The sequence below is a fragment of the Anabaenopsis arnoldii genome (assembly GCF_028331025.1).
Taxonomy (GTDB): Bacteria; Cyanobacteriota; Cyanobacteriia; order Cyanobacteriales; family Nostocaceae; genus Anabaenopsis; species Anabaenopsis arnoldii.
The window spans coordinates 1-20596 of sequence record NZ_JAQMUH010000007.1 but is presented as its reverse complement, the minus strand read 5'-3'; the positions used below and the strand labels follow the sequence as shown (position 1 = coordinate 20596).

Here is a 20596-nt window from a genome sequence, read left to right as displayed (position 1 = left end):
ATTCTCTCCTCAACCACCAAATCTAGAGGCGCTACCGCCGTTAGTATTTATACTTGAAGACCAGTTATGATCTGTTGAAAACCATCCAGATGGTAACATAGAGGCTACATTTATGAAGAATTTCCCAGTTTTTTATGAGTTCCCGCAATTTACCTTTTCCTTGTGTGTTCAGGTGGCAATTGCTCAATATTTTTTTACTAACATAAGATATAATGTGTCTTTTTGTTGACTTGATAAACCAATGAAGATGTAAGTAATAACTTATAAGAACCCTGGGGTAATTAATGAGCGGGATCGATCTTTAATTAGGAATCATTCAAAAATAATAATATTGTTTTGTTATCAACAATACAGAAATTTGCAAGGAATCCACTTAACCCTTTACTTTTGGTATGTTTTACGCAATTGCCACCGCTGAAATACTCCAACAATTCTTGCACAATTATCTATTTTTTTTTACATATTGACCTGTCTAACTTTTTTCAGGCGCTGGTGTAGACATTTGTTTGGCTGTGGTGAAAATAGTAAAAACTCGACCAAGATGGCTTAAGGAGGACTGTAACATTATTCGTGGAATTTTATGGAAGTGTGATTTGGCAATGGAAAACCCAAAAGTTGAGAGTGAGATGAAGGCTGTAATTCTATTATCAGGAGGATTAGACTCTGCCACAGTTTTGTATCAAGCCAAAGCTGATGGTTATGAATGTCACCCGATTTCTTTCGATTACCAGCAGCGACATCGGCGAGAGTTGGACTCAGCCTTCCGCATCGCTCAAACAGCTGGAGTGGTGAGACATCAAGTGGTCAATTTTGATTTACGACAATGGGGCGGTTCAGCACTTACAGATGACACCATTAATTTACCGCAAGAGAGATCCATCGAAGAAATGTCGCAAAAAATTCCAGTTACCTACGTACCTGCACGTAATACTATTTTTTTGAGCTTTGCTCTGGGCTATGGGGAAGCGATCGCAGCCCAAAGGGTCTACATTGGTGTTAACGCCCTAGACTACTCTGGATATCCGGATTGTCGTCCCGACTATATCCAGGCGATGCAGAAAGTATTTCAACTAGGAACCAAACAAGGACGTGAAGGCAAACCTATCGAAATTGTTGCTCCTCTAATTGATTTAAAAAAAACCGAAATCATCCAACTGGGCAATCAATTGGGAGTTCCCTGGGAGCTAACTTGGTCTTGCTATGCAGGTAGCGATGTAGCCTGTGGTGTTTGTGATTCTTGTCGTTTACGGCTAGCGGCCTTTGCTGAATTGGGGTTGAAAGACCCACTACCTTATGCTCAAGACTAAAGTTGTAACCTACCAATGACCACTGCAATTATTTAGCCTCCAATCGTCGCACTTGAATTTGATGCAAGCGCGGTCCGAAGGTTGAAACTATAGTAAATTCGAGATTTTCATAGTAGAAGACTTCGCCTGTTACGGGGATCTTTTGGAGTTGATACAGCACAAAACCGCCCAGTGTCTGGTATTCGTTTGTCAGGGGTAAATTCAGATGTAAAACTTCGTTGAGGTCTTCGAGGTTAACTTGGGCTTGCACCAAAAATGTTTGATTGTCTAACATTTCCACCAGCAAGTCATCCATGTCCTCCGGTTCCCCTGCATTACCAATAATTTCAGCAATGACATCTTGAAGGGTCACCAACCCTACGGTACCGCCAAACTCATTGACTACTATGACCATGGCCGGCTTCTCTTGCTGCATCATGGGTAATAGTTCACTCAAGGGTGTTTGTTCCGGCACAAAGCGGGCGTGACGCATCCAAGCTTGGATATTTGTTTCTGGGGTGAGTTTCCCCATTGCCAAGGGTTCTGCCAAATCTTTAAAATAAACTATGCCGCGAATGTCATCTAAAGAGTCTCCCATGATGGGGTAGCGTGAGTGACCACTAGAGGTCATTTCTTCGAGTAAAGTCTGGAAAGTTGCATCTTTTGACAAAGCGACAATAGCAGTGCGGGGGGTCATAACTTCAAAGGCTCTGACATCGCCGAACTCAAAGACATTATTCAGCAATTCTCGCTCTGCAAGCTGTAAACCAGTTGATTCTTTTTCTGTAGAGATGATGATCTGTAATTCCTCTGGAGTCACTGGCGATCGCCAACTTTGTCCGGTGTATTCTATACCAAAAAGCCGCAACAAAAACCGGGTTGATTGGTTAAGAATCCAGATAAAGGGGTTAAAAAAGCGGACGATGGCTTTTACCGAAGGACCCAAAAATCTCGCCAAATCCTCTGAATACAACATAGCTACTGATTTAGGACATAGTTCACCTAAAACAATTTGCAGATAGGCGATCAAAAAAAAGGCAATGGGAATTGATAGAGAATGAGCGATAAAATTATTCATCTCTATGGGTAAAGTCCAGGATTTTAGCCATGACTTCACCAATAGGACAATGGAACTTTCACCAATCCATCCCAGGGCTAAACTAGAAAGGGTAATGCCTAATTGAGTTGTAGATAATAACCTTTCAATACTAAGTTGTAGTCCCTCCACGGCGATGGCCGGAATATCACCAGCTTTAACCAGCTGATGAATACGCGATCGCCTAACCGTCACCATTGAAAACTCTGCTGTCACAAAAAAAGCATTAATAGCGATCAGCAATAACACCGTCAACAATCTCAGCCCCACATCAGTCGGAATTAAGGTAGAAAAACGACTCACCGCCAAAGCTCGTGTAAAAATCATGTCCCCATTTTGGGATTAATTGGGATTAAATAGCGGGAATTTGATATCAGGTATTGAATAATCATCTTCCCGATTCCATATTCTCATTTACCTTTCTACAGGGATATTTAAAACTTCTAGCTTCAGTCGTTGAGCGGGGTAATCTGTCAGAGACAGGGATATCCGATTCACATCATCAAGCAAAGCCGTAGGAATAATCACCGTACCTGAAGCTATGGGACTCTCAGGATCTAATTCTGTTGGTAAACCTTCTGTGGTAGCACTCAGTGTCCGTCCTTTTTCGTCCCTAACATCCAAAAAACTATACAAAAAGCGCACAGAATCATTACCTTTATTCTGCATATTTACTCTCATGAGTAAATCACCCCCAGAGTAGCGAACAGATTGGACGGCAAAAGTTACACCCTGACTCTCAGCAACCACTGGAAATCCCGGTTGGAGTTTTTCTGCGACCACAGATGGGGGTTTTTCCTTTGAGCTTCTCTGCCTACTAGTTCTTGCTTCCTGGTCATCTTCATCTAATTTTCCTGATTTAGCAGCCTTGGTTTTCCCCTCAATTCGAGCCTGGACAGTTTTGAGGATCTCATCTTCTTTCAATAGTACTACTCCTAGCTGTTGAGAGTTATTAGACCTACTGCTGATAAACTTATTCGTGGGGCGGCCATCTGGTGTTGTTACACCTCTGAGGGCCGAGGTTCCCATCTCAAAACCTAAAAACGCACTCACAGAACCAGCACCCAGCATCAGGACTAATAAGATTAAAGTGAGAATTGCCGTGGAATTTACTTTCATTGCTGACAAGTTATTGCGTCAAAATTTTGCCTTATTCTAAGCGTATTCAAACCAAAAGTATTGAAGCTGTCTGCCTCAATTGTGAAAAGAACTTAATCAATACCAGGTTGCACCATTTTGGACTTTACACAATCTGTAAAATTACGCTATAATGGAATTCCGCCAGGGTTGGCCGAGCGGTTGAGGCAGCGAACTCATAATTCGCCCAAGGCAGGTTCAACTCCTGCACCCTGGATTTTTTTGAGTCCTGACCCAAGACTCCATTCAAACCCATATTACGCTGATTCAGAACTCTGATCAGGTCTACCTTTGGTGTAACACAACTTTGCCTGTTTTGTAATGACGGATACTACTGGAACCTTTACTCAATCAAATATTTGTGCGGCTACTACTGATTTAATCACCCTGCACCACCAGCTACTAGATTTATTTTGTCAACTCGCTTATCAAGAGGGTGATTTTATTCTTTCTTCTGGACAAAGCAGTTCTTACTACATCAATGGTAAGCAGGTAACCCTCCACCCCCAGGGCGCTTTAGCCATTGGCCGCATTCTTTTATCTGTATTACCTACAGATACCCAAGCTGTGGCCGGCTTAACTTTAGGTGCTGATCCCATTGTGTCAGCTGTGAGTGTGGTTTCTGCTTATGAAAATCGCCCCATACCAGCGCTGATTATTCGCAAGGAAGCCAAAGGACATGGAACAATGGCTTATATTGAAGGTCCGAATTTACCCCCGGGTGCAAAAGTCATAGTTTTAGAAGATGTGGTGACTACAGGAAAATCAGCCATGAAAGCCGTTGAGCGTCTTCGGGATGCTGGTTATATAGTTGATACCGTAATTTCACTTGTAGATAGACTACAAGGAGGGGCTGAGTTTTACCAGTCAGTGGGGTTGAACTTTCAGGCGGTATTTACCATCACTGACCTCCAAGAACGATATCAAGCATTAGCTAATTAATGGGTAATTAGGGTCGCGCTGTGACTCTTCCCCAGAAATGGGATCAGGAAATTTGAGAATAGCGATTGCGTCTCGCGCAGAGCCCGAGGCGATCGCACTACTAATCACTTATCAATTTGGTAGTTTTAGCATAGGCGATCGCTAATTCTATGTAAAGATCGTTTAAAAAACGAAACTTCTTGACAACTATCAAATAAACACTGATCTTAACGATTCATAATCTGGGAACTGTTCCAGATGCAGAAAATCTCATCTGAATAAATATAAACGTGCAAAAAATCCGTCAATAAATTAATTTACATCTTAGTTAAATTTTTGTTTAACCTGTTCATAAATTTCGAGAGTGATGAGAGATATACTATTCTCCTCTGCATAAGTTTCAATTTTTTTACGGGCAAAAGGACGGACAAAGAAAGGAATTTCCTTGAGTTTATCTTCAGCTTCAACAGTCCATTTAATTGCTGCACTCATTGATTTTTAGGGTTAAATTTTGATATGAGTATTGAGATTGAGCCCCATTTATACCGGAATTTAATATAGTTACCATCTGGTAACTATATTAAAGGATAATTATCTTAATTAACCCTGAGTCACGGGTTCCTTAGCCAAAAACTTCTCAAGTTCAGTCAATGCATCAGCATCAACCTTGGTTTGCATCGGGCAGAACTTAGGACCACACATAGAACAAAACTCAGCAGTTTTATAAATATCTGCTGGTAAAGTTTCATCGTGATATTCTTTGGCTCTTTCCGGGTCTAAAGCTAACTCAAATTGACGATTCCAATCAAAATTATAACGGGCTTTAGAAAGTTCATCATCTCTGTCCCTAGCACCGGGGCGGTGTCTAGCAATATCCGCAGCATGAGCGGCGATTTTATAAGCAATCAAACCATTGCGCACATCTTCAGCATTGGGTAAACCCAAATGTTCTTTAGGTGTGACATAACACAACATAGCTGTACCATACCAACCAGCCATAGCTGCCCCAATGGCGGAGGTAATATGGTCATAACCGGGAGCAATATCTGTTACCAAAGGTCCCAAGACATAGAAAGGAGCTTCCGAACACTCTTCCATTTGCTTGCGGACATTGAACTCAATTTGGTCCATGGGGACGTGTCCGGGTCCTTCGACCATGACTTGTACGTTATCTTCCCAAGCTCTGCGGGTGAGCTGTCCGAGGGTTTTTAATTCTGCTAATTGTGCCGCATCTGAGGCATCATGAGTACAGCCAGGACGTAGGGAATCACCTAAACTAAAAGAGACATCATATCTCTTGAAAATCTCGATGATATCGCGGAAGTGGGTATACAGAGGGTTTTGTTTATGGTGATGTAGCATCCACCGGGCTAAAATACCGCCACCACGGGAGACAATACCAGTAATGCGGTCTCTAACTAAAGGTAAATGTTCAATTAAGATCCCGGCGTGGATGGTTTGATAATCTACACCTTGTTGGGCGTGTTTTTCGATGACATGCAGAAAGTCGTCGGCGGTGAGCTTTTCAATGGTGCCGTGGACACTTTCTAAAGCTTGGTAAACTGGTACTGTGCCAATGGGAACAGGTGAAGCATTGATGATCGCTGTGCGAATTTCATCTAAGTTACCGCCCCCTGTGGACAAGTCCATGACGGTATCAGCACCATATTTCACTGCTAGATTTAACTTATCTACTTCTTCTTGAAGATTGGAAGAGTTAGGAGAAGCGCCGATATTAGCGTTAACTTTACATTTAGACGCGATGCCAATAGCCATCGGTTCTAGGTTGGTGTGATTAATGTTAGCAGGGATAATCATCCGTCCCCGCGCCACTTCCTCACGAATGAGATCCGCAGGAAGATTTTCCCGCTGGGCGACGTAGTGCATTTCTTCAGTAATAACACCCTGGCGTGCGTAGTGCATTTGAGTGACATTACTCTGTCCACGACGCTTGGTAACCCATTCTGTCCGCATATTGAATTCCTCGATAAACAGCTTCCCTCCGCTGGTATTAGCCAGACTCAGGTGTTAAGGGTGTGATCTCAGCCTGATTTTTCAGGCACCCCTAGCATGAATGAAATTGTACCATCTGGGTTAGGAATACGGGTGAGACTGTTTACAATTCCTTTTGATCGACCGCACCAGCTAGGGGAAGGAAGTCAAGGCACTAAGAAGAAAGAGTATGGTTATACTGTAGGCGATCAGTCCCAATATGATCTGAGCATTTATGGCTAACCATTACAGATATATTATTTTTTACAAACCTTATGGTGTTATCAGCCAGTTCACTCAGGAAACACCGAAACACCGTACATTGAAGGAATATATACCGGTTCCCGATATATACCCTGTGGGACGTTTGGACTGGGACAGTGAAGGTTTATTATTACTAACCAATGATGGACAGTTACAACATCGTCTGGCTCATCCTCGCTATGGACATGAACGCACTTACTGGGTGCAGGTGGAGCGCGTTCCTGATGTAGATGCGATGAACAAGTTAGAAACGGGTGTAAATATTCAAAATTACCGCACTCAACCGGCGCAAGTACGACTGTTGTTAGAAGCGCCCCATTTACCAGAACGCCACCCGCCAATTAGATTTCGCCAAAATATCCCCACGGCTTGGTTAGAAATGACATTGACGGAGGGAAAGAATCGTCAAGTGCGGCGAATGACTGCGGCGGTGGGATTTCCTACTTTGCGATTGGTGAGGGTGAGCATAGCCCATCTGAGTCTGGATGGTCTACAGTTGGGTGAATGGCGCGACCTGATGCCATCAGAACTCAAGTTTTGGCATAATTTGCCTAAAAATCACCAGCCTAGCTCCCAATATCTGATATAATTACGGAAGTGTCACGCCAAATAATTTTCTTTTGGTAGTAATTGCTCTGGTGGGAACGGAAATGAAGGAACTTTCATTATGCTCATTTGCCCTCAGTGTACATTTCAAAACCCTAATGGTAACAAATTCTGTCAAAGTTGTGGTGTATCGCTAACTCACAGGGTTTGTCCTGAGTGTGGTACTGAAGTACCTGTGAATGCACAAGTTTGTCATCAGTGTGGTGCGCAATGCGGCAAGGTTTGGCAGGCAATTATCAGTGTTACCAAGAGGGGGAATGAAGATGGGGAATTGATTCGCGAGGAAAAGGCAGAAAATGAGCAAGAAACATCCCCAACTGCTTGTATATCAGGGTCACATCTGACATTAGGTTCTTATTTAGACAAAAAACAGCGCTATCAACTTTTAGAACCACTATCAACGGTGAATGAGTCCGAAATGTGGGTGAAAGTGTTGGACTGTCAGCCATATCAAATATCTCCCATTGAGGCTATACTAGCTAGTCAGAGACAGGGATTGGTTATGCCATCAGTGGAAATTACTGGAGTTTCTCCCCTGGCTCAAGCTTATATTTTCTTGCAATCTCAAGGTCACCTAGGTATACCAGCTATTCATGATGTCTGGGAACAAGATAATATACAGGTGTTACTCATCGAAGACCGTTCCCATTGGCAGTGTTTACTCGACATCTGGGAAGCTGAAACCACATCTACCTTAGAGATTTTACATTACCTAGATCAGATGAGCCGACTCTGGGGGGCATTAGAAACGGTGAGTTGTCGTCAAAGTTTATTGAAATTAGATAATCTGCGCTTAAATGCAGAGAAAAAACTAGGTCTGGAAAGGTTGTATGTAGAATCTCTGAAGGAAATGCCGGAAATAGTATTCTTAGATACGGAAAGAGTAGAAACATTCACCATCCTAGAGCATCCTTTAACTATCCAAGCTTTGGGGGAAGTTTGGCAGGCAATCTTTAGACAGTCCCAGAGGACTTACTTTGGTTCTATAGTGAGGATTTTAGAAGATTTAGAACTAGGTAAAATTGAGACAGTTGAGCAGTTGCGATCGCATTTACAGGAAATTATCGCGGAACTAGAAACACCCTTGATCAGAATAGCTGATCCGATAAAAGAAAATGCCGCAGCACCGACTATTTTACAATCCCATGATTTGCCAAATGTTCTACCCTCAATGGAATTGAGTAGTTTAGAAAATGCAGCAGGTACTGATGTAGGTAAGAAACGTAACTACAATGAGGATTACTTTGGCATTCAAACCAAAATCAGTGAGTTGGAATTGCCAAACCAACAAATTCTTGAATTCCGTGGTTTATATATCCTCTGTGATGGGATGGGTGGCCATGCGGGGGGTGAGGTAGCCAGTGAGTTAGCAGTTAACACACTCAAGGAATACTTTGATCAACATTGGACTACTAACCAAATACCCACAGAAGACCAGATTCGTGAAGCTGTATACGTAGCTAATCAAGCAGTTTATGAGTTAAATCAGCAACAACTGCGTTCCGGGGTCAAGCGCATGGGTACTACCTTAGTTATGCTGTTAATTCAAGGTACTCAAGCAGCAGTGGCCCATGTAGGAGATAGTCGCCTTTATCGCCTGAGGCCTAACAAAGATTTAGAACAAATGACTGTAGATCATGAAGTAGGTCAACGAGAGATTTCTAGAGGGGTGGATGCCAGTATAGCCTATAGCCGCCCGGACGCGTACCAGCTAACTCAGGCCTTGGGTCCGCGAGATCAAAATGCTATTAGTCCGGATGTCAAGTTTTTCACGATTACTGAAGATAGCCTGTTGCTGCTGGTGTCTGATGGTCTGTCAGATAATGATGTCCTAGAAATTTATGGGCAGAATAACTTAATTTCCCTGTTGCATTCTGACTCTAATCTAGAACAAGGAGTCACAGAATTAATTGATTTAGCAAACCAATACAATGGTCATGACAATATTACAGTCATACTTATCCGGGCGAAAGTGCGTCTAAATATGAGCGGTTAAAAGTATTTAGGAATGGTAGATTAATTCCCAGTGGCTAATTGTTGGCTAATTGTTTAAATTGATGCAGGTTGTTGTATTGTGGTTATTCTGACTTTGTTAGAACCCCAACAGAAAACGCCACTTCAGCAGTGGTATTTTGAAAATCCCTCGGTAATTCGCATTGGAAGAGCGGGGGATAATGATGTGGTTTTATCTGATATTCTGGTTTCGCGGCACCATTTAGAACTCAGAGAGGTTAAGTTATCCCAAAATAATAATCTCTGTTCTTGGCAGGTAATTAGTCAAGGTACTAATGGCACTTTTGTGGATGGTATCCTTGTACTTCAGTGCCCTTTGGCGGATAATTCTGTATTACAACTGGCACAGGGGGGGCCAATATTACAATTCCAATGTCAGCAAGTTCCAGGTGCTTTGCTCGGATATGTTGCGGGTGGTGAAGCTGAGGCTTTAGCCTCGACTTGCAACCACGAAGGTAATTCGCCTGGTAATCTCTTTTGTGTTCATTGCGGTCAACCTATTTCAGTCAAGCAGAAAATTCGTCAATATCAGGTTTTGCGAACTCTGGGACAGGGAGGTATGGGTACTACTTATCTAGCTTGGGATGCAGGGGGTCTGACTTTAGGAAAACCACAATTGTTGGTTTTAAAGGAAATGAACGCCGACATGGCTAAAATTGCCAAAGCCCAAGAATTATTTGAACGGGAGGCGCATACTCTCAAATGCCTGGATCATTCAGGAATTCCCAAATATTACGACTTTTTTGTGGTTGGGGGTAAAAAGTACTTGGCCATGGAGTTAGTTCATGGCGAAGATTTAGAAAAAAGAGTGTATGGGAGAGGTCCGGTATCACCGAATCAGGCGATTGTCTGGATGATTCAAACCTGCAACATCTTAGATTATCTCCATAGCCAAAATCCACCACTAATACATCGTGATATCAAACCTGCTAACCTGATGGTGCGAAGTTCCAATAATCATGTCGTGGTGTTAGATTTTGGTGCTGTCAAGGAGATTGGGACCAGACAAGGAACCCGGATTGGTGCTGAGGGTTACTGCGCCCCGGAACAAGAACGAGGACAACCCTTAACTCAATCTGACTTGTATGCCATTGGTCCTACTTTAATTTTTCTCCTCACCGGCGAAAATCCTTTTAAGTTTTATCGTTACCGAGGACAAGGTTCGCAATTTGATGTGGAAAAAATTCCCACAATTAGTCCTCAACTCAGAGAAATTATTGAACGGGTCACGCAGTACATACCACGGGACAGATACCAAAGTGCTAGAGAACTGGCTGAAGCATTAGCTGCTTGCCAAGTTTAGGGAGTGGGGAGCAGTCAGAGAAATACTCCCCGGATCTAGCATCTATTCCTCGTCCCAAGCTTCCACTGCTAGCAGTTCGCCAATTGGATCTTGCATACTAAAGCCAAAGTCTTGCAGTTCCCGTTTCCAGTGCTGCCAGTCATCGCCGTAGAGCAATGCAATTTTCCAAATGCTATCAGTTGGTTTGATAATATTAGATTCGATGAGTGATTGCACTTTACGTTGCAATTTCACCATTGGGTGAATCACTTGCTGAGTCATAGCCTCGATTCAATTTGTGATTTTGTTTGATAAATACTTAATCAAAACTGCTTTCCGTTTTGCAATTGTCATCGATGCGTGGAGTATTGTAGTTGGTAAAGCTAGTCTTAACTTCTTTACTATACCATAATAAACCCTACTAGTCAGCCAGAAAATTCGGTTTTATACGGTAATCACCACTAAATAACTGAAAATTCTGCCGTTACTTCATCTTAGATGCCATACGAACAACCTATGCACCCGATAAATAACATAGAAAGATTAATGGAATCTGTTAACTTTTTTAGTTTTATAGTCACCACAGTTTGTGTGTCTATTCAAATATGAGCTAAATTGGGGGCTTTTGATAATTTTCGCCTCTTGAGGCGGGAAAAAATTTATTACTTACAATTGACCCTTATATAACCTATCGCAAACATCTGGGAATTAACAAACTTCTTACAAATCTTTATATAAATTTAATTTTTCCCGACTGAGGGGCTACAAAGGTTCTTTCTCCAGCAACAGGGTAACAGGTCCGTCATTTTCGATAGTCACTTCCATGATGGCACCAAATTCACCGGTAGCCACTTTGAGACCACTACCCTGTAATTTGCTGACAAAGCGGTCATATAATTCTTGAGCTAGTTGGGGATGAGCCGATTGGTCAAAAGAGGGGCGGCGACCTTGACGACAGTCACCATAAAGAGTAAATTGACTGACTACCAGCAACTCACCGCCAATCTCTTGCACAGATTTCTGCCATTTCTTGCCATCTTCTGTATTAGGAAATACTCGTAATCCTAAACACTTACGCACCATCCAGTCGAGTTCAGCTTCGGTATCCCTGTGAGCAATTCCCACTAGTAAATTGAGTCCCAGTCCAATTTTGCCAATGATTTTACCGTTAACGGTGACTTGGGATGATTTAACTCTCTGGAGGACAACACGCATAGAAAAACCTATTCAAGCTGAAAATTAAAGGGTAAACGAGCGTAAATTCCCTGAGGGTCATTCATTTTTTGGAGAATCACCAATTCCTGTTCAAGTTTTTGTAATTCCGCTATCAGGGGATGAGATGGCTGAACTGATACTCCCACCATGTGTAAAATAGTGCTGATTTCTTCAACTGCTCTGCCAAGAAAGCGTTCTTCCAAGGTACTTGCTTTAGGATATTCTTGTAATTGCCAATTGTTATCTAGTTTAGCTTCCTGGGCGGCATATTCAATAGCAGCATTTAAACCACCTATTTCATCTACTAAGCCGATTTCTTGGGCTGCTATTCCTGACCAAACTCTTCCCTGGGCAATTTCTGCAACTTTTGCGGCTGGTAAATTCCGACCTTGAACGACTTTATCCAGGAATAGATTATAAATCCTGTTAACACTGCGCTGAAAAATTTCTAACTCCTGGGGTGACTTGGGGCGCGTCGCTGTTTGAATATCGGCATAACTTGCAGTTTTCACTGTGTCCCAGGTTATCCCATTATTATTAGCCAGTTTTTGCCCATTCAACAGCACGCCAAACACGCCTATAGAGCCTGTAATTGTATTTGATTCGGCAAAAATCCGGCTGGAATCGCTAGCAATCCAGTAACCACCGGAGGCGGCCACATTACCCATGGAGACTACAACAGGTTTTACCTGGCGGGTCAATTGTACTTCCCTGTGCATGACCTCGGATGCTATGGCGCTCCCTCCAGGACTATTAATTCGCAACACCACGGCTTTGACATCATTATCTTGACGTATTTGATTCAAAATTCTGGCAAAGCGATCGCCTCCTATTTGTCCATCTTCGCCTTTACCATCGACAATTTCGCCTTCTGCATAAACCACAGCAATTTTGTTGGGTGAGTTGCGTTCTACACCTAGATTTTTGCCGGAAACTTGAGCGTAGTTTCTGAGGTTAATTTGTCGGAATGTGCTATCTGTTTCATTGCTGGATGTGATTTTCTTCAGGTTGGCGACCACCTCATCCAGGTATGCGACCTGATCTATTAAACCATTAGCTTTAGCTTCACTAGCTGTGAGTAACACCTGAGTATCTGCGATCGCTTGCAACTGTTGAGGAGTAATTTGGCGACTAGAACCGACTGTAGTCCGCCAATCTTGCCAAACATCATCCAATAATTTTTGGATTTGTGCGCGGTTTTCTGGACTCAATTGCTTGAGAATCAATGGTTCGATTGCTCCTTTAAATTTCCCCTCCCGCACTACCTGAACACCGATCCCAAACCTTTCTAAAGCCCCGGATAGAAATAATGGTTCACTGCTCAAACCCTTGACTGGCATGAATCCCAGAGGATTAAGTATGATTTCATCCGCCACTGAAGTTAGGTAATATTCCTTTTCACTCAAACCCACACCATAGGTGACGATCTTTTTCCCAGATTGGCGGAACTTCTCCAGGGACTGACGGATTTCCCGCAGGGTAGCAAAGCCTGTTGGATTAATGATGCTGGTACGACTTGCATCTAAATAAATACCGACTATGCGCGGATCCAGCCTGGCTTTTTCCAGGGTATCCAGAACACTACGCAGGCTCATTCTTTGTACTTCTGCACCCGATAATGCTTGTTGTAGCAATTCGCCCGAACTCGGGGAGCTATCAGTGATATTCATGGATAGGTCGAAAACCACAACGGAGTTATCTTTAACTTGTGGAGTAGTATCCCTAGAGGAGGTAACTGCAAATAGCAGTAGTAATATTCCTGTTGTGCTCAGACCGAAAAAAATCATCAGCCCCAAGACAGTACCCAGTAAACTGGCAAAGGTTTGTTTGAAAAAATTACGCATTTGAGTTATTTAGTTGATATTTTTTTACGTAAACTTCCTGATTTATATAAGTCATTTAATGTAGAGTTGCCAGTACAAAATAGTACTGTATTTATTTCCGCAATTAACACTTGAACTAAATCATACAATGCCGCTTCCGATACCACCGCCGCTTGCAGGAAAGGCATAGCCAAACCGGCTATATCTGCTCCTAGAGCGATCGACTTCGCCACATCTAGCCCATCACGTAACCCCCCGGAAGCAATTAACGGCACATCTGAAGAAATGGCGCGGATACTGGTAATACACTCTGCTGTGGGTAAACCCCAGTCAGCAAATGTCCTACCTAAACGCTTTTGCAAAGCATTTTCCGCCCGCTCACTTTCCACCTTCGCCCAAGAAGTACCGCCAGCACCAGCCACATCAATAGCCGCCACTCCAGCCCCTAAGAGTTTCTCGGCCATGACCGCAGAAATGCCATTGCCCACTTCCTTAGCAATCACTGGCACAGCTATGTTACTGCATATAAAGCGGATTTTGTCAAGTAACCCCCGAAAATTAGTATCACCATTGGGCTGAATACACTCTTGCAGTGGATTAATGTGTAAAATTAGGGCATCAGCTTCCAATATATCAATAATCCGAAGACATTCATCTAAACCATAGTGATAATTCAGTTGTACCGCCCCCAAGTTAGCAAATAACAACACATCGGGCGCGTACTTGCGGATGGCGAAGGTATCAGCCACTTGGGGTTTTTCCACCGCTACCCGCTGGGAACCAACACCCATAGCAATTTTATACTGTTGCGCTACTTTTGCCAGACGTTGGTTAATCATTGCAGCTTGTTGTGTTCCTCCAGTCATAGAGGAGATTAACAGAGGTGCTCCTAGGCGCTTACCCAGGAAGGTTGTACTGATATCAATATCATCGCGGTTGATTTCTGGTAAGCAGCAGTGATGAAATTTATAACTTTCTAGTCCACTGGTTACGTGGTGGAATTGAACATCTTCTTCTAAACAGATGCGGATATGATCTGCTTTACGTGACTGGGTGTATTCTGGGTTTTGGTTAGGAGAATTCATTAATATTATGTTATATTATTTACAGCACATTGCAGGATGTCAAGTACAGATTTAATGATAAAACTTTTGTGGGGTGGGCATCTTGCCTGTTTTTGTGTACCTCACTCAGATCAAATGTGCTGTATATGTTTTTCGTTTTGATCATACAGGATTCTGCCATTAAATATCTACTGATAGGTTTTACATATCAAGTAGAATACATTAAGACCAACAAAATTAATAAAACTTCATTAACTTCCTCCCTGCATTTCTTCAATATTAAACATACTAATTAATACTCCAGCGATAGGAATTGACAGAAAAATCCCTACTAAACCTGCTACTGTGGCTCCTACTAAAAGAGCAAAGAACATGAAAACTGGATTCATATTGATTGAGCCTTGCATAATGCGCGGCATAAGTAAATTTTCTTCTATTTGCTGTAGGACAACACAGGCGATTAATACTTGCAGACTCAACCAAATGCCTTGAGGTAAAATAATCAGAGCAACTAGGGTAATACCAATTGTAGCGCCAATTCCCGGAATTAAATCAAACACTCCGGCGATCGCCGCTAAAAATAGGGCATAAGGTAGTTGGAGGAAAATAAATACTAAAAATGCGGAAACACCGAAAAATAAAGATAGCAACAAACGCCCCCAAAAAAATCCTAAGAAATTTTGCTGGATAGCAGTAGTCAGGTGATGACCAATATTTTGCGGGAATATTTTAATGATAAAATTCCAAACCCTTTCACCATCTAACAACATAAAAAAAGCAACAACTACAACCAAAATTAAATCAACTAAGTTAGTTAATAGCCATTGAAAAGTTGCCCACCCTGTACCAATACCTGATAAAATCTGATTGCGTAACTCCTCTTCTATTACTTCAAAATTCACCTGAAAATTAAATCTAATGAGGATATTTTGTAAGGTATCTAATAGAGAAATAGCATACTCAATGAATTGAGGTGCTTGTTCAAGTAATTCTTGAAATTGAGATAAGACAGAAAAACCCAGAGTTGCTATCAAACCACCCAAAATAAATAGACTGAGTAAAAAAACCACAATAACTGCGATACCATGTGGTAGAAACCGCTCAGACCACTTCACAGGATAATTCAGCAAAAATGCTAAAATTCCAGCGAAGATAAAAATGACAATCACCGTAGAAAAATAAGCTAAAACCTGCACAATTGCCCAACCAAGAACCAATAATAATAGATAGCGAATCAACTTGCTATTACTGAGGTTTTGCCAAAACATTCGGATACTAAAATCATTCATATTTACAAATTATTCTTATATAATAATTTTGATAATTGTGTTAAATAATTGTAGATAATCACATCTACCTATAGAGAAGAGTTTGCGGGTTAAATCACCGGTTATCGTGTTGTTGTGGTGATATTTTCACAGCATATTCAGAAGGAACAATGGCAGATCCTCGCTGTTTGGCGTAAACCTTGGTAAATTCCGCCCCTAAAAACAAAATGTGAGCAGCATAAAAAATCCAAGTAATCACAATTACAAAAGAACCAGCCACCCCATAAGCAGAACCAAAATCAGTGCGACCAAGAAACAGTCCAAATAAATACTGTCCTACTAAAAACAGCAGTGCAGTGATTAAAGCACCAACAATAGTATCACGCCAGGCAATGTCGGCATCTGGGAGTATACTATACATCATTGTAAATATTAATGTAGTACCTCCAAAAGTAATCAATAAACTAAGGAATTGGGATATATAACCCAAACCGGGAAATAATTGATTAAAAAATGTGACTAAACTTGTCAAAATTGCATTGGCTATAAAAAATAATATTAAAAGCAAGGCAATTACTAGGACCATTAAAAAACATAATAACCGTTTGCGCAACAGGTGAAAAATCTTACGTCTTGGTGCTGGCTTAACTTCCCAAATTCTATCTAGTGCTGTTTGAATTTGTGTAAATACGCCGGTAGCTCCAAAGAGTAAAAAAACGAGATTAAAAAAGACGGTAAAAGTTAGTTGTCTATAATCCACTTTCAGATTAGCAATAGCAGTAGAGATTAATTCTGCGCCCTCCTGACCAAAAAGTTCTCTCAATCGATTAACTACCTCTTCTTGAACCACAGCTTCCCCAAAAATTGCACCGACAATCATAATCACTAGTCCTAAAAGTGGTGCTAGAGAAAATACTGCATAATATGCTAGTGATGAAGCTAACAGAGAGACTTCGTTAGCTTGCCACTCAGCGGCAATTTCTCGCAGTAATCGGCGAATTTTCCTCAAAGTTACCATAATCAATCAATGTTAAATCAAGTGGAATCAATAGGAATATACAGAACCTTGCAGGTAATGGTAATTGCTTTCTATGGTTTTTGCTGGGAAATAGTTAAAATATCATTAAATTTTAACGTGTAAATATCTGTAGGCATATTAATTTCAGCCTCTTCTAAGGCTTCTTTAATTGCTTGAGCCATTAAAGAAGTAGCTTCTAAAAATGGTAACCGCCGAGAATTGACCCAGCAACGCACCTCGATATTGACTGTACTAGGAGCTAATTGACGGACTAAAATATCTGGCTTGGGTTCTTTTTCAATTTCAGGAACTGACAAAACGGCATCATTAATAACTTGTTTAGCCTTAGTAATATCTGCTTTATAGTCTATACCAAAGGTAATAGAATTACGGCGAATATTTGAGGCAGTATTATTAATAATAATGGCACTAAAGACTTCTTGATTGGGAATGTAAACCACACGGCCGTCATAAGTTTTTACAGTTGTAGCTCGTAGTTGAATTTGGGTAACAGTCCCTTCAAAGTCGCGAATAACTATCTGATCTCCTAAACGAAAGGGACGAGATACCAGCAATACAACACCGGAAAAATAATTACTCAATATATCCTTGAGACTAAAACCTATAGCTACACTGGTTAATCCTAAAGTTCCTAGTAAGGTGGCGAAGTCTAATCCTAAAACTCCCAAAGCGACAATTGCGCCTATGACCCAAACTAAGCCATAGACCAAACGACTAACCAAGATTTTAGAATTGCGGTCTACCTCCCAATGTTGCGCCCCGGTAAGGGTGACGTGGCGCATACTAGCTGCTATTAACCCGGTAGTAATGACTACTAATAGCATTCCTAAAAAAGAGGGTAAATTGTCGATAGTCTCTTGCTGAAACTTCCTTAGAGTAGAGAATAGTCTTTGTCCAACATCAATTACTAGTGGGGGTTGCTCAAAAGCCTGATTTAACTGCTTTACCCACCATTGCCCTAATGTTTCCACATCTAAGTTAAAATCCTCAGCATCCTGTCGAGTTACAGTCATGACAACCCGGTTATTCAGCTGTAATGTAGCAATACCACGTTGGGGATCTGGTACTAGGGAAACTTGGGTATCAGTTTGGCTGCGTACTAAAATACTAGCAATGCGGCGGTTGATAATCTCCGCGCGTTGAGTAGCGCTGAGTTCTCCTAAGCTACCCACTTGAAACACGGGTTTTCCCCTAACGACTATATCGGCGAAAAACAGCCCAGTTGTAGGGGTTTGTTCGGGTTGAGATGGCTGGGATATCACAGGTGTAGGGGAGATTTCCTGTGTTAGCCCCCTTTGTGTAGGTAAAATCACACCCAAAAAGAAGATCACAACTAGGAACTGACGGGAGCCAGATCTGCTATTACCTTTGGGAAACAAACTCACCATCATCTTTAATCAACTAATATTGCCAGTAAATAAATTTACCCTTATTCACCTCAGATTCTGGGGTACTCCCGCCATAATCAATGATTTTAAATTACTTATGTTTTTGAGATGATAAAAAATGTGACACTGGTGTATTTGTCAAATATATCTGATTTTTCTGACAATAGCCAGAGCGATCGCCTGACATTCAATAGTGATTTTTATCTCTCTCAAGTATGAAATTAACTTACTACTGCTTCTATACTGTGAGGTACAGAATAATAAACGTATCTAACAATACCTAACTATGACCCAGATATGTTGTCTTAATCCCGAATGTGATAACCCCTCAGTTACTGAAGATACGAAATTTTGCCCTAGCTGCGGGACTCACTTGGTAGTATTGAGAAACCGCTATCAACCACTTAAACCTTTAGGTGGAGGAGGATTTGCCAAAACTTATTTAGCGGTAGATATTGACAAATTAAACTCAGAGTGCGTTATTAAACAACTTGCGCCCCAAACCCAAGGTACAGCAGGTTTACAAAAAGCCACAGCATTATTTTTACAAGAAGCGCAGCAATTACAACAGCTTGGTGAACATCCTCAAATACCAGCTTTACTAGCATACTTCGCGGAGGATAACCGCTTGTATTTAATACAGCAGTTTATAGAAGGGGAAAATTTACTTACAGAATTAGCCAACCAGGGTATATTCAATGAGGCGAAAATCCGCAAGTTATTACAGGATTTATTACCAGTTCTGCAAGTAATTCATAGCCAAGGCATTATACACCGGGATATTAAACCAGAAAATATCATGCGTCGTCGCAGTGACGGTAAGCTGATATTAATTGACTTTGGCGCATCCAAGCAACTCCAGGGAACAGTAAAAACCGGGACAAACATCGGGACTTTTGGCTATTCTGCTGTAGAACAAATGCAAGATGGTACAGTATATCCAGCCAGTGATTTATATAGTATTGGTGCAACTTGTTTTCATTTGTTAACAGGGATTCATCCTTGGGAATTATGGCGGGAGGATGGTTATGGATGGGTGAAACAATGGCGTAACTATGTCAAGCAAGCAGTAACTCTAGAATTAGGGCAAATTCTAGATAAGTTATTACATAAAGATGCACAATTTCGTTATCATTCTGCTGAGGAAGTTTTACAAGATTTAAATTTGGTCAAAATACCTCCAACGGTAGCTGTAGAAAATCCACAAGTACCCCTACCCACACAAATAATCAAACCATCTCCCCCGCGGGGTTGGTTACAAATTGCGGGTTTAGTTTTGGGAGGGTTTCTGATAGTTTTACTAGGGGAAAGTATATTTAGAAATAGTCCCACCCCAACACCAGAACCGATTGCAATACAAGAAACTCAACCCATAGTAAAACCTAAACTAATATCATCTGTCGGTATGGACTATAGGAAACTACAAGATTTACTCGCTGCGGGAAGGTGGAAAGAAGCAAATGACGAAACAGTGAGAGTTATGTTAGTGGTAGCAAAGCGGCAAAAAGAGGGTGTATTAGATGCTCAAAGTGTTGATAATTTACCCTGTAAAGACCTGAAGACTATTGATAAATTGTGGGTAAAATACAGCAGGGTAAGGTTTGGTTTTTCTGTGCAAAAGCAAATTTATCAAAGTTTGGGGGGAACAAGAAATTTCAACAGAAACATTACAGAAGCTTTTGGAGACAAAATAGCATGGAGGAAAGAAGAAAAATGGAAAAGTTATAGTGAGCTTACTTTTGATAAAATAGCGCCACCAGGACATCTTCCATCTGATAGGTCACCAGGAGGCTTTCGTTGGGGATTGACGAGAGGTGTTCTTTTTGACCGTATGGAGACTTGTAAGATTTAAATATCAATTGGTTTCCAGCAAAGTCGCACAGACGCGAAGGAAAAGAGAATACCCAGAGCGATCGCCCAACAGCAAATATTGATTTTTTTCATTCTGCCATATCTCTTGAAGTATGAAATTAAATCTCCTATAATACGCGCCCTTTTCAGATGGGGAGAATTCTTATTGCTGAGGTTTGACAAAGAAAGTCAAATATGGGGGGTTTATGTCTCAGGACTTACGCAACTGGCACAAATAGGGAGCGGAGGGAGCCGCGCCACGGGACAATTTCAATTAAACCAAGCACATAGGAATACTTGGGCGTTTGAGTTGCTGTATTAAATAATTAGACAGCAAATTATGCTTGATTT

18 protein-coding genes, 1 tRNA gene and 1 riboswitch are annotated in these 20596 nt (G+C 41.5%); of the genes, 8 read left to right on the top strand and 11 right to left on the bottom strand.

All coding sequences use genetic code 11. The annotated features are described in order from the left end of the window. Positions 1-626: 626 nt before the first annotated feature. A complete protein-coding gene (gene queC / locus PN457_RS00570) occupies positions 627-1307 on the top strand; it encodes a 7-cyano-7-deazaguanine synthase QueC (protein WP_271730641.1) in 681 nt (226 codons plus the stop codon). 28 nt (positions 1308-1335) lie between these two features. On the opposite strand, the gene PN457_RS00565 is transcribed toward queC, so the two are convergent. Both PN457_RS00565 and PN457_RS00560 read right to left on the bottom strand, forming a co-directional pair. Next, complete coding sequence (locus PN457_RS00565; protein WP_271730620.1) at positions 1336-2709, bottom strand: hemolysin family protein; 1374 nt, start codon at positions 2707-2709, stop codon at positions 1336-1338. Between the two features lie 87 nt (positions 2710-2796). Next, entirely contained in the window at positions 2797-3501 is a 705-nt protein-coding gene (locus tag PN457_RS00560; RefSeq protein ID WP_271730619.1) for a hypothetical protein, read from the bottom strand. Positions 3502-3663: 162 nt separating this feature from the next. Between PN457_RS00560 and PN457_RS00555 the strand changes: the two genes are divergently transcribed. Together PN457_RS00555 and pyrE are read left to right on the top strand one after the other, a co-directional pair. Next, a tRNA-Ile gene (locus tag PN457_RS00555) sits at positions 3664-3736 on the top strand. 104 nt (positions 3737-3840) lie between these two features. Continuing rightward, the gene (gene pyrE, locus PN457_RS00550; protein ID WP_271730617.1) at positions 3841-4461 is read left to right on the top strand and encodes an orotate phosphoribosyltransferase; all 621 of its coding nucleotides are present in this window, start codon (positions 3841-3843) and stop codon (positions 4459-4461) included. 303 nt (positions 4462-4764) lie between these two features. Here pyrE and PN457_RS00545 read toward each other — a convergent pair whose 3' ends face one another. Next, positions 4765-4932, bottom strand: coding sequence for a PCP reductase family protein (locus tag PN457_RS00545; protein ID WP_271730615.1), 168 nt, complete (start codon positions 4930-4932; stop codon positions 4765-4767). A gap of 108 nt (positions 4933-5040) precedes the next feature. Next, entirely contained in the window at positions 5041-6414 is a 1374-nt protein-coding gene (gene thiC, locus PN457_RS00540; RefSeq protein ID WP_271730614.1) for a phosphomethylpyrimidine synthase, read from the bottom strand. A gap of 6 nt (positions 6415-6420) precedes the next feature. Continuing rightward, positions 6421-6517: riboswitch (TPP riboswitch) on the bottom strand. Between thiC and PN457_RS00535 the strand changes: the two genes are divergently transcribed. From PN457_RS00535 to PN457_RS00520, 4 genes are all read left to right on the top strand, one after another. Further along, positions 6511-6675, top strand: a complete 165-nt coding sequence (locus tag PN457_RS00535) for a hypothetical protein (RefSeq protein WP_271730613.1) — start codon at positions 6511-6513, stop codon at positions 6673-6675. Its footprint overlaps the riboswitch before it by 7 nt. After that, a complete protein-coding gene (locus PN457_RS00530) occupies positions 6668-7285 on the top strand; it encodes an rRNA large subunit pseudouridine synthase E (RefSeq protein WP_271730611.1) in 618 nt (205 codons plus the stop codon). Before PN457_RS00535 ends, PN457_RS00530 begins: the two co-directional genes overlap by 8 nt. Before the next feature lie 78 nt (positions 7286-7363). Beyond that, complete coding sequence (locus PN457_RS00525) at positions 7364-9298, top strand: serine/threonine phosphatase (RefSeq protein WP_271730609.1); 1935 nt, start codon at positions 7364-7366, stop codon at positions 9296-9298. 78 nt (positions 9299-9376) lie between these two features. Continuing rightward, a complete protein-coding gene (locus PN457_RS00520) occupies positions 9377-10618 on the top strand; it encodes an FHA domain-containing serine/threonine-protein kinase (protein WP_271730607.1) in 1242 nt (413 codons plus the stop codon). Positions 10619-10660: 42 nt separating this feature from the next. Here the strand turns inward: PN457_RS00520 and PN457_RS00515 are convergent, their stop codons facing one another. The 7 genes from PN457_RS00515 to PN457_RS00485 all read right to left on the bottom strand — a co-directional run bounded on the left by PN457_RS00515 (position 10661) and on the right by PN457_RS00485 (position 18397). After that, entirely contained in the window at positions 10661-10879 is a 219-nt protein-coding gene (locus PN457_RS00515) for a DUF4327 family protein (RefSeq protein ID WP_200988220.1), read from the bottom strand. Between the two features lie 480 nt (positions 10880-11359). After that, complete coding sequence (gene dtd / locus PN457_RS00510) at positions 11360-11812, bottom strand: D-aminoacyl-tRNA deacylase (protein ID WP_271730604.1); 453 nt, start codon at positions 11810-11812, stop codon at positions 11360-11362. Positions 11813-11820: 8 nt separating this feature from the next. Beyond that, positions 11821-13656: a signal peptide peptidase SppA gene (gene sppA / locus PN457_RS00505; protein ID WP_271730602.1), complete on the bottom strand. Its 1836-nt coding sequence runs from the start codon at positions 13654-13656 to the stop codon at positions 11821-11823. A gap of 5 nt (positions 13657-13661) precedes the next feature. Continuing rightward, the gene (gene fni / locus PN457_RS00500) at positions 13662-14720 is read right to left on the bottom strand and encodes a type 2 isopentenyl-diphosphate Delta-isomerase (RefSeq protein WP_271730600.1); all 1059 of its coding nucleotides are present in this window, start codon (positions 14718-14720) and stop codon (positions 13662-13664) included. A gap of 230 nt (positions 14721-14950) precedes the next feature. After that, positions 14951-15988: an AI-2E family transporter gene (locus PN457_RS00495; protein WP_271730598.1), complete on the bottom strand. Its 1038-nt coding sequence runs from the start codon at positions 15986-15988 to the stop codon at positions 14951-14953. 94 nt (positions 15989-16082) lie between these two features. Next, the gene (locus tag PN457_RS00490) at positions 16083-16985 is read right to left on the bottom strand and encodes a YihY/virulence factor BrkB family protein (protein WP_271730597.1); all 903 of its coding nucleotides are present in this window, start codon (positions 16983-16985) and stop codon (positions 16083-16085) included. 71 nt (positions 16986-17056) lie between these two features. Beyond that, positions 17057-18397 carry a mechanosensitive ion channel family protein gene (locus tag PN457_RS00485; protein ID WP_271730595.1) on the bottom strand — a complete coding sequence of 447 codons (1341 nt, stop codon included), beginning with the start codon at positions 18395-18397 and terminating at the stop codon, positions 17057-17059. A 283-nt stretch (positions 18398-18680) separates the two neighbouring features. Between PN457_RS00485 and PN457_RS00480 the strand changes: the two genes are divergently transcribed. After that, on the top strand, positions 18681-20246 hold the full coding sequence (locus PN457_RS00480) for a serine/threonine-protein kinase (RefSeq protein ID WP_271730593.1): 1566 nt from the start codon (positions 18681-18683) through the stop codon (positions 20244-20246). Positions 20247-20596: the final 350 nt, after the last annotated feature.

Coding starts and splice junctions, on each gene's coding strand:
- fni (WP_271730600.1), bottom strand. CDS start 14,720: ATGAATTCTCCTAACCAAAACCCAGAATACACCCAGTCACGTAAAGCA.
- PN457_RS00480 (WP_271730593.1), top strand. CDS start 18,681: ATGACCCAGATATGTTGTCTTAATCCCGAATGTGATAACCCCTCAGTT.
- PN457_RS00565 (WP_271730620.1), bottom strand. CDS start 2,709: ATGATTTTTACACGAGCTTTGGCGGTGAGTCGTTTTTCTACCTTAATT.
- pyrE (WP_271730617.1), top strand. CDS start 3,841: ATGACGGATACTACTGGAACCTTTACTCAATCAAATATTTGTGCGGCT.
- dtd (WP_271730604.1), bottom strand. CDS start 11,812: ATGCGTGTTGTCCTCCAGAGAGTTAAATCATCCCAAGTCACCGTTAAC.
- thiC (WP_271730614.1), bottom strand. CDS start 6,414: ATGCGGACAGAATGGGTTACCAAGCGTCGTGGACAGAGTAATGTCACT.
- PN457_RS00560 (WP_271730619.1), bottom strand. CDS start 3,501: ATGAAAGTAAATTCCACGGCAATTCTCACTTTAATCTTATTAGTCCTG.
- queC (WP_271730641.1), top strand. CDS start 627: ATGAAGGCTGTAATTCTATTATCAGGAGGATTAGACTCTGCCACAGTT.
- PN457_RS00495 (WP_271730598.1), bottom strand. CDS start 15,988: ATGAATGATTTTAGTATCCGAATGTTTTGGCAAAACCTCAGTAATAGC.
- PN457_RS00535 (WP_271730613.1), top strand. CDS start 6,511: ATGAATGAAATTGTACCATCTGGGTTAGGAATACGGGTGAGACTGTTT.
- PN457_RS00530 (WP_271730611.1), top strand. CDS start 6,668: ATGGCTAACCATTACAGATATATTATTTTTTACAAACCTTATGGTGTT.
- PN457_RS00515 (WP_200988220.1), bottom strand. CDS start 10,879: ATGACTCAGCAAGTGATTCACCCAATGGTGAAATTGCAACGTAAAGTG.
- PN457_RS00490 (WP_271730597.1), bottom strand. CDS start 16,985: ATGGTAACTTTGAGGAAAATTCGCCGATTACTGCGAGAAATTGCCGCT.
- PN457_RS00525 (WP_271730609.1), top strand. CDS start 7,364: ATGCTCATTTGCCCTCAGTGTACATTTCAAAACCCTAATGGTAACAAA.
- PN457_RS00485 (WP_271730595.1), bottom strand. CDS start 18,397: ATGATGGTGAGTTTGTTTCCCAAAGGTAATAGCAGATCTGGCTCCCGT.
- sppA (WP_271730602.1), bottom strand. CDS start 13,656: ATGCGTAATTTTTTCAAACAAACCTTTGCCAGTTTACTGGGTACTGTC.
- PN457_RS00545 (WP_271730615.1), bottom strand. CDS start 4,932: ATGAGTGCAGCAATTAAATGGACTGTTGAAGCTGAAGATAAACTCAAG.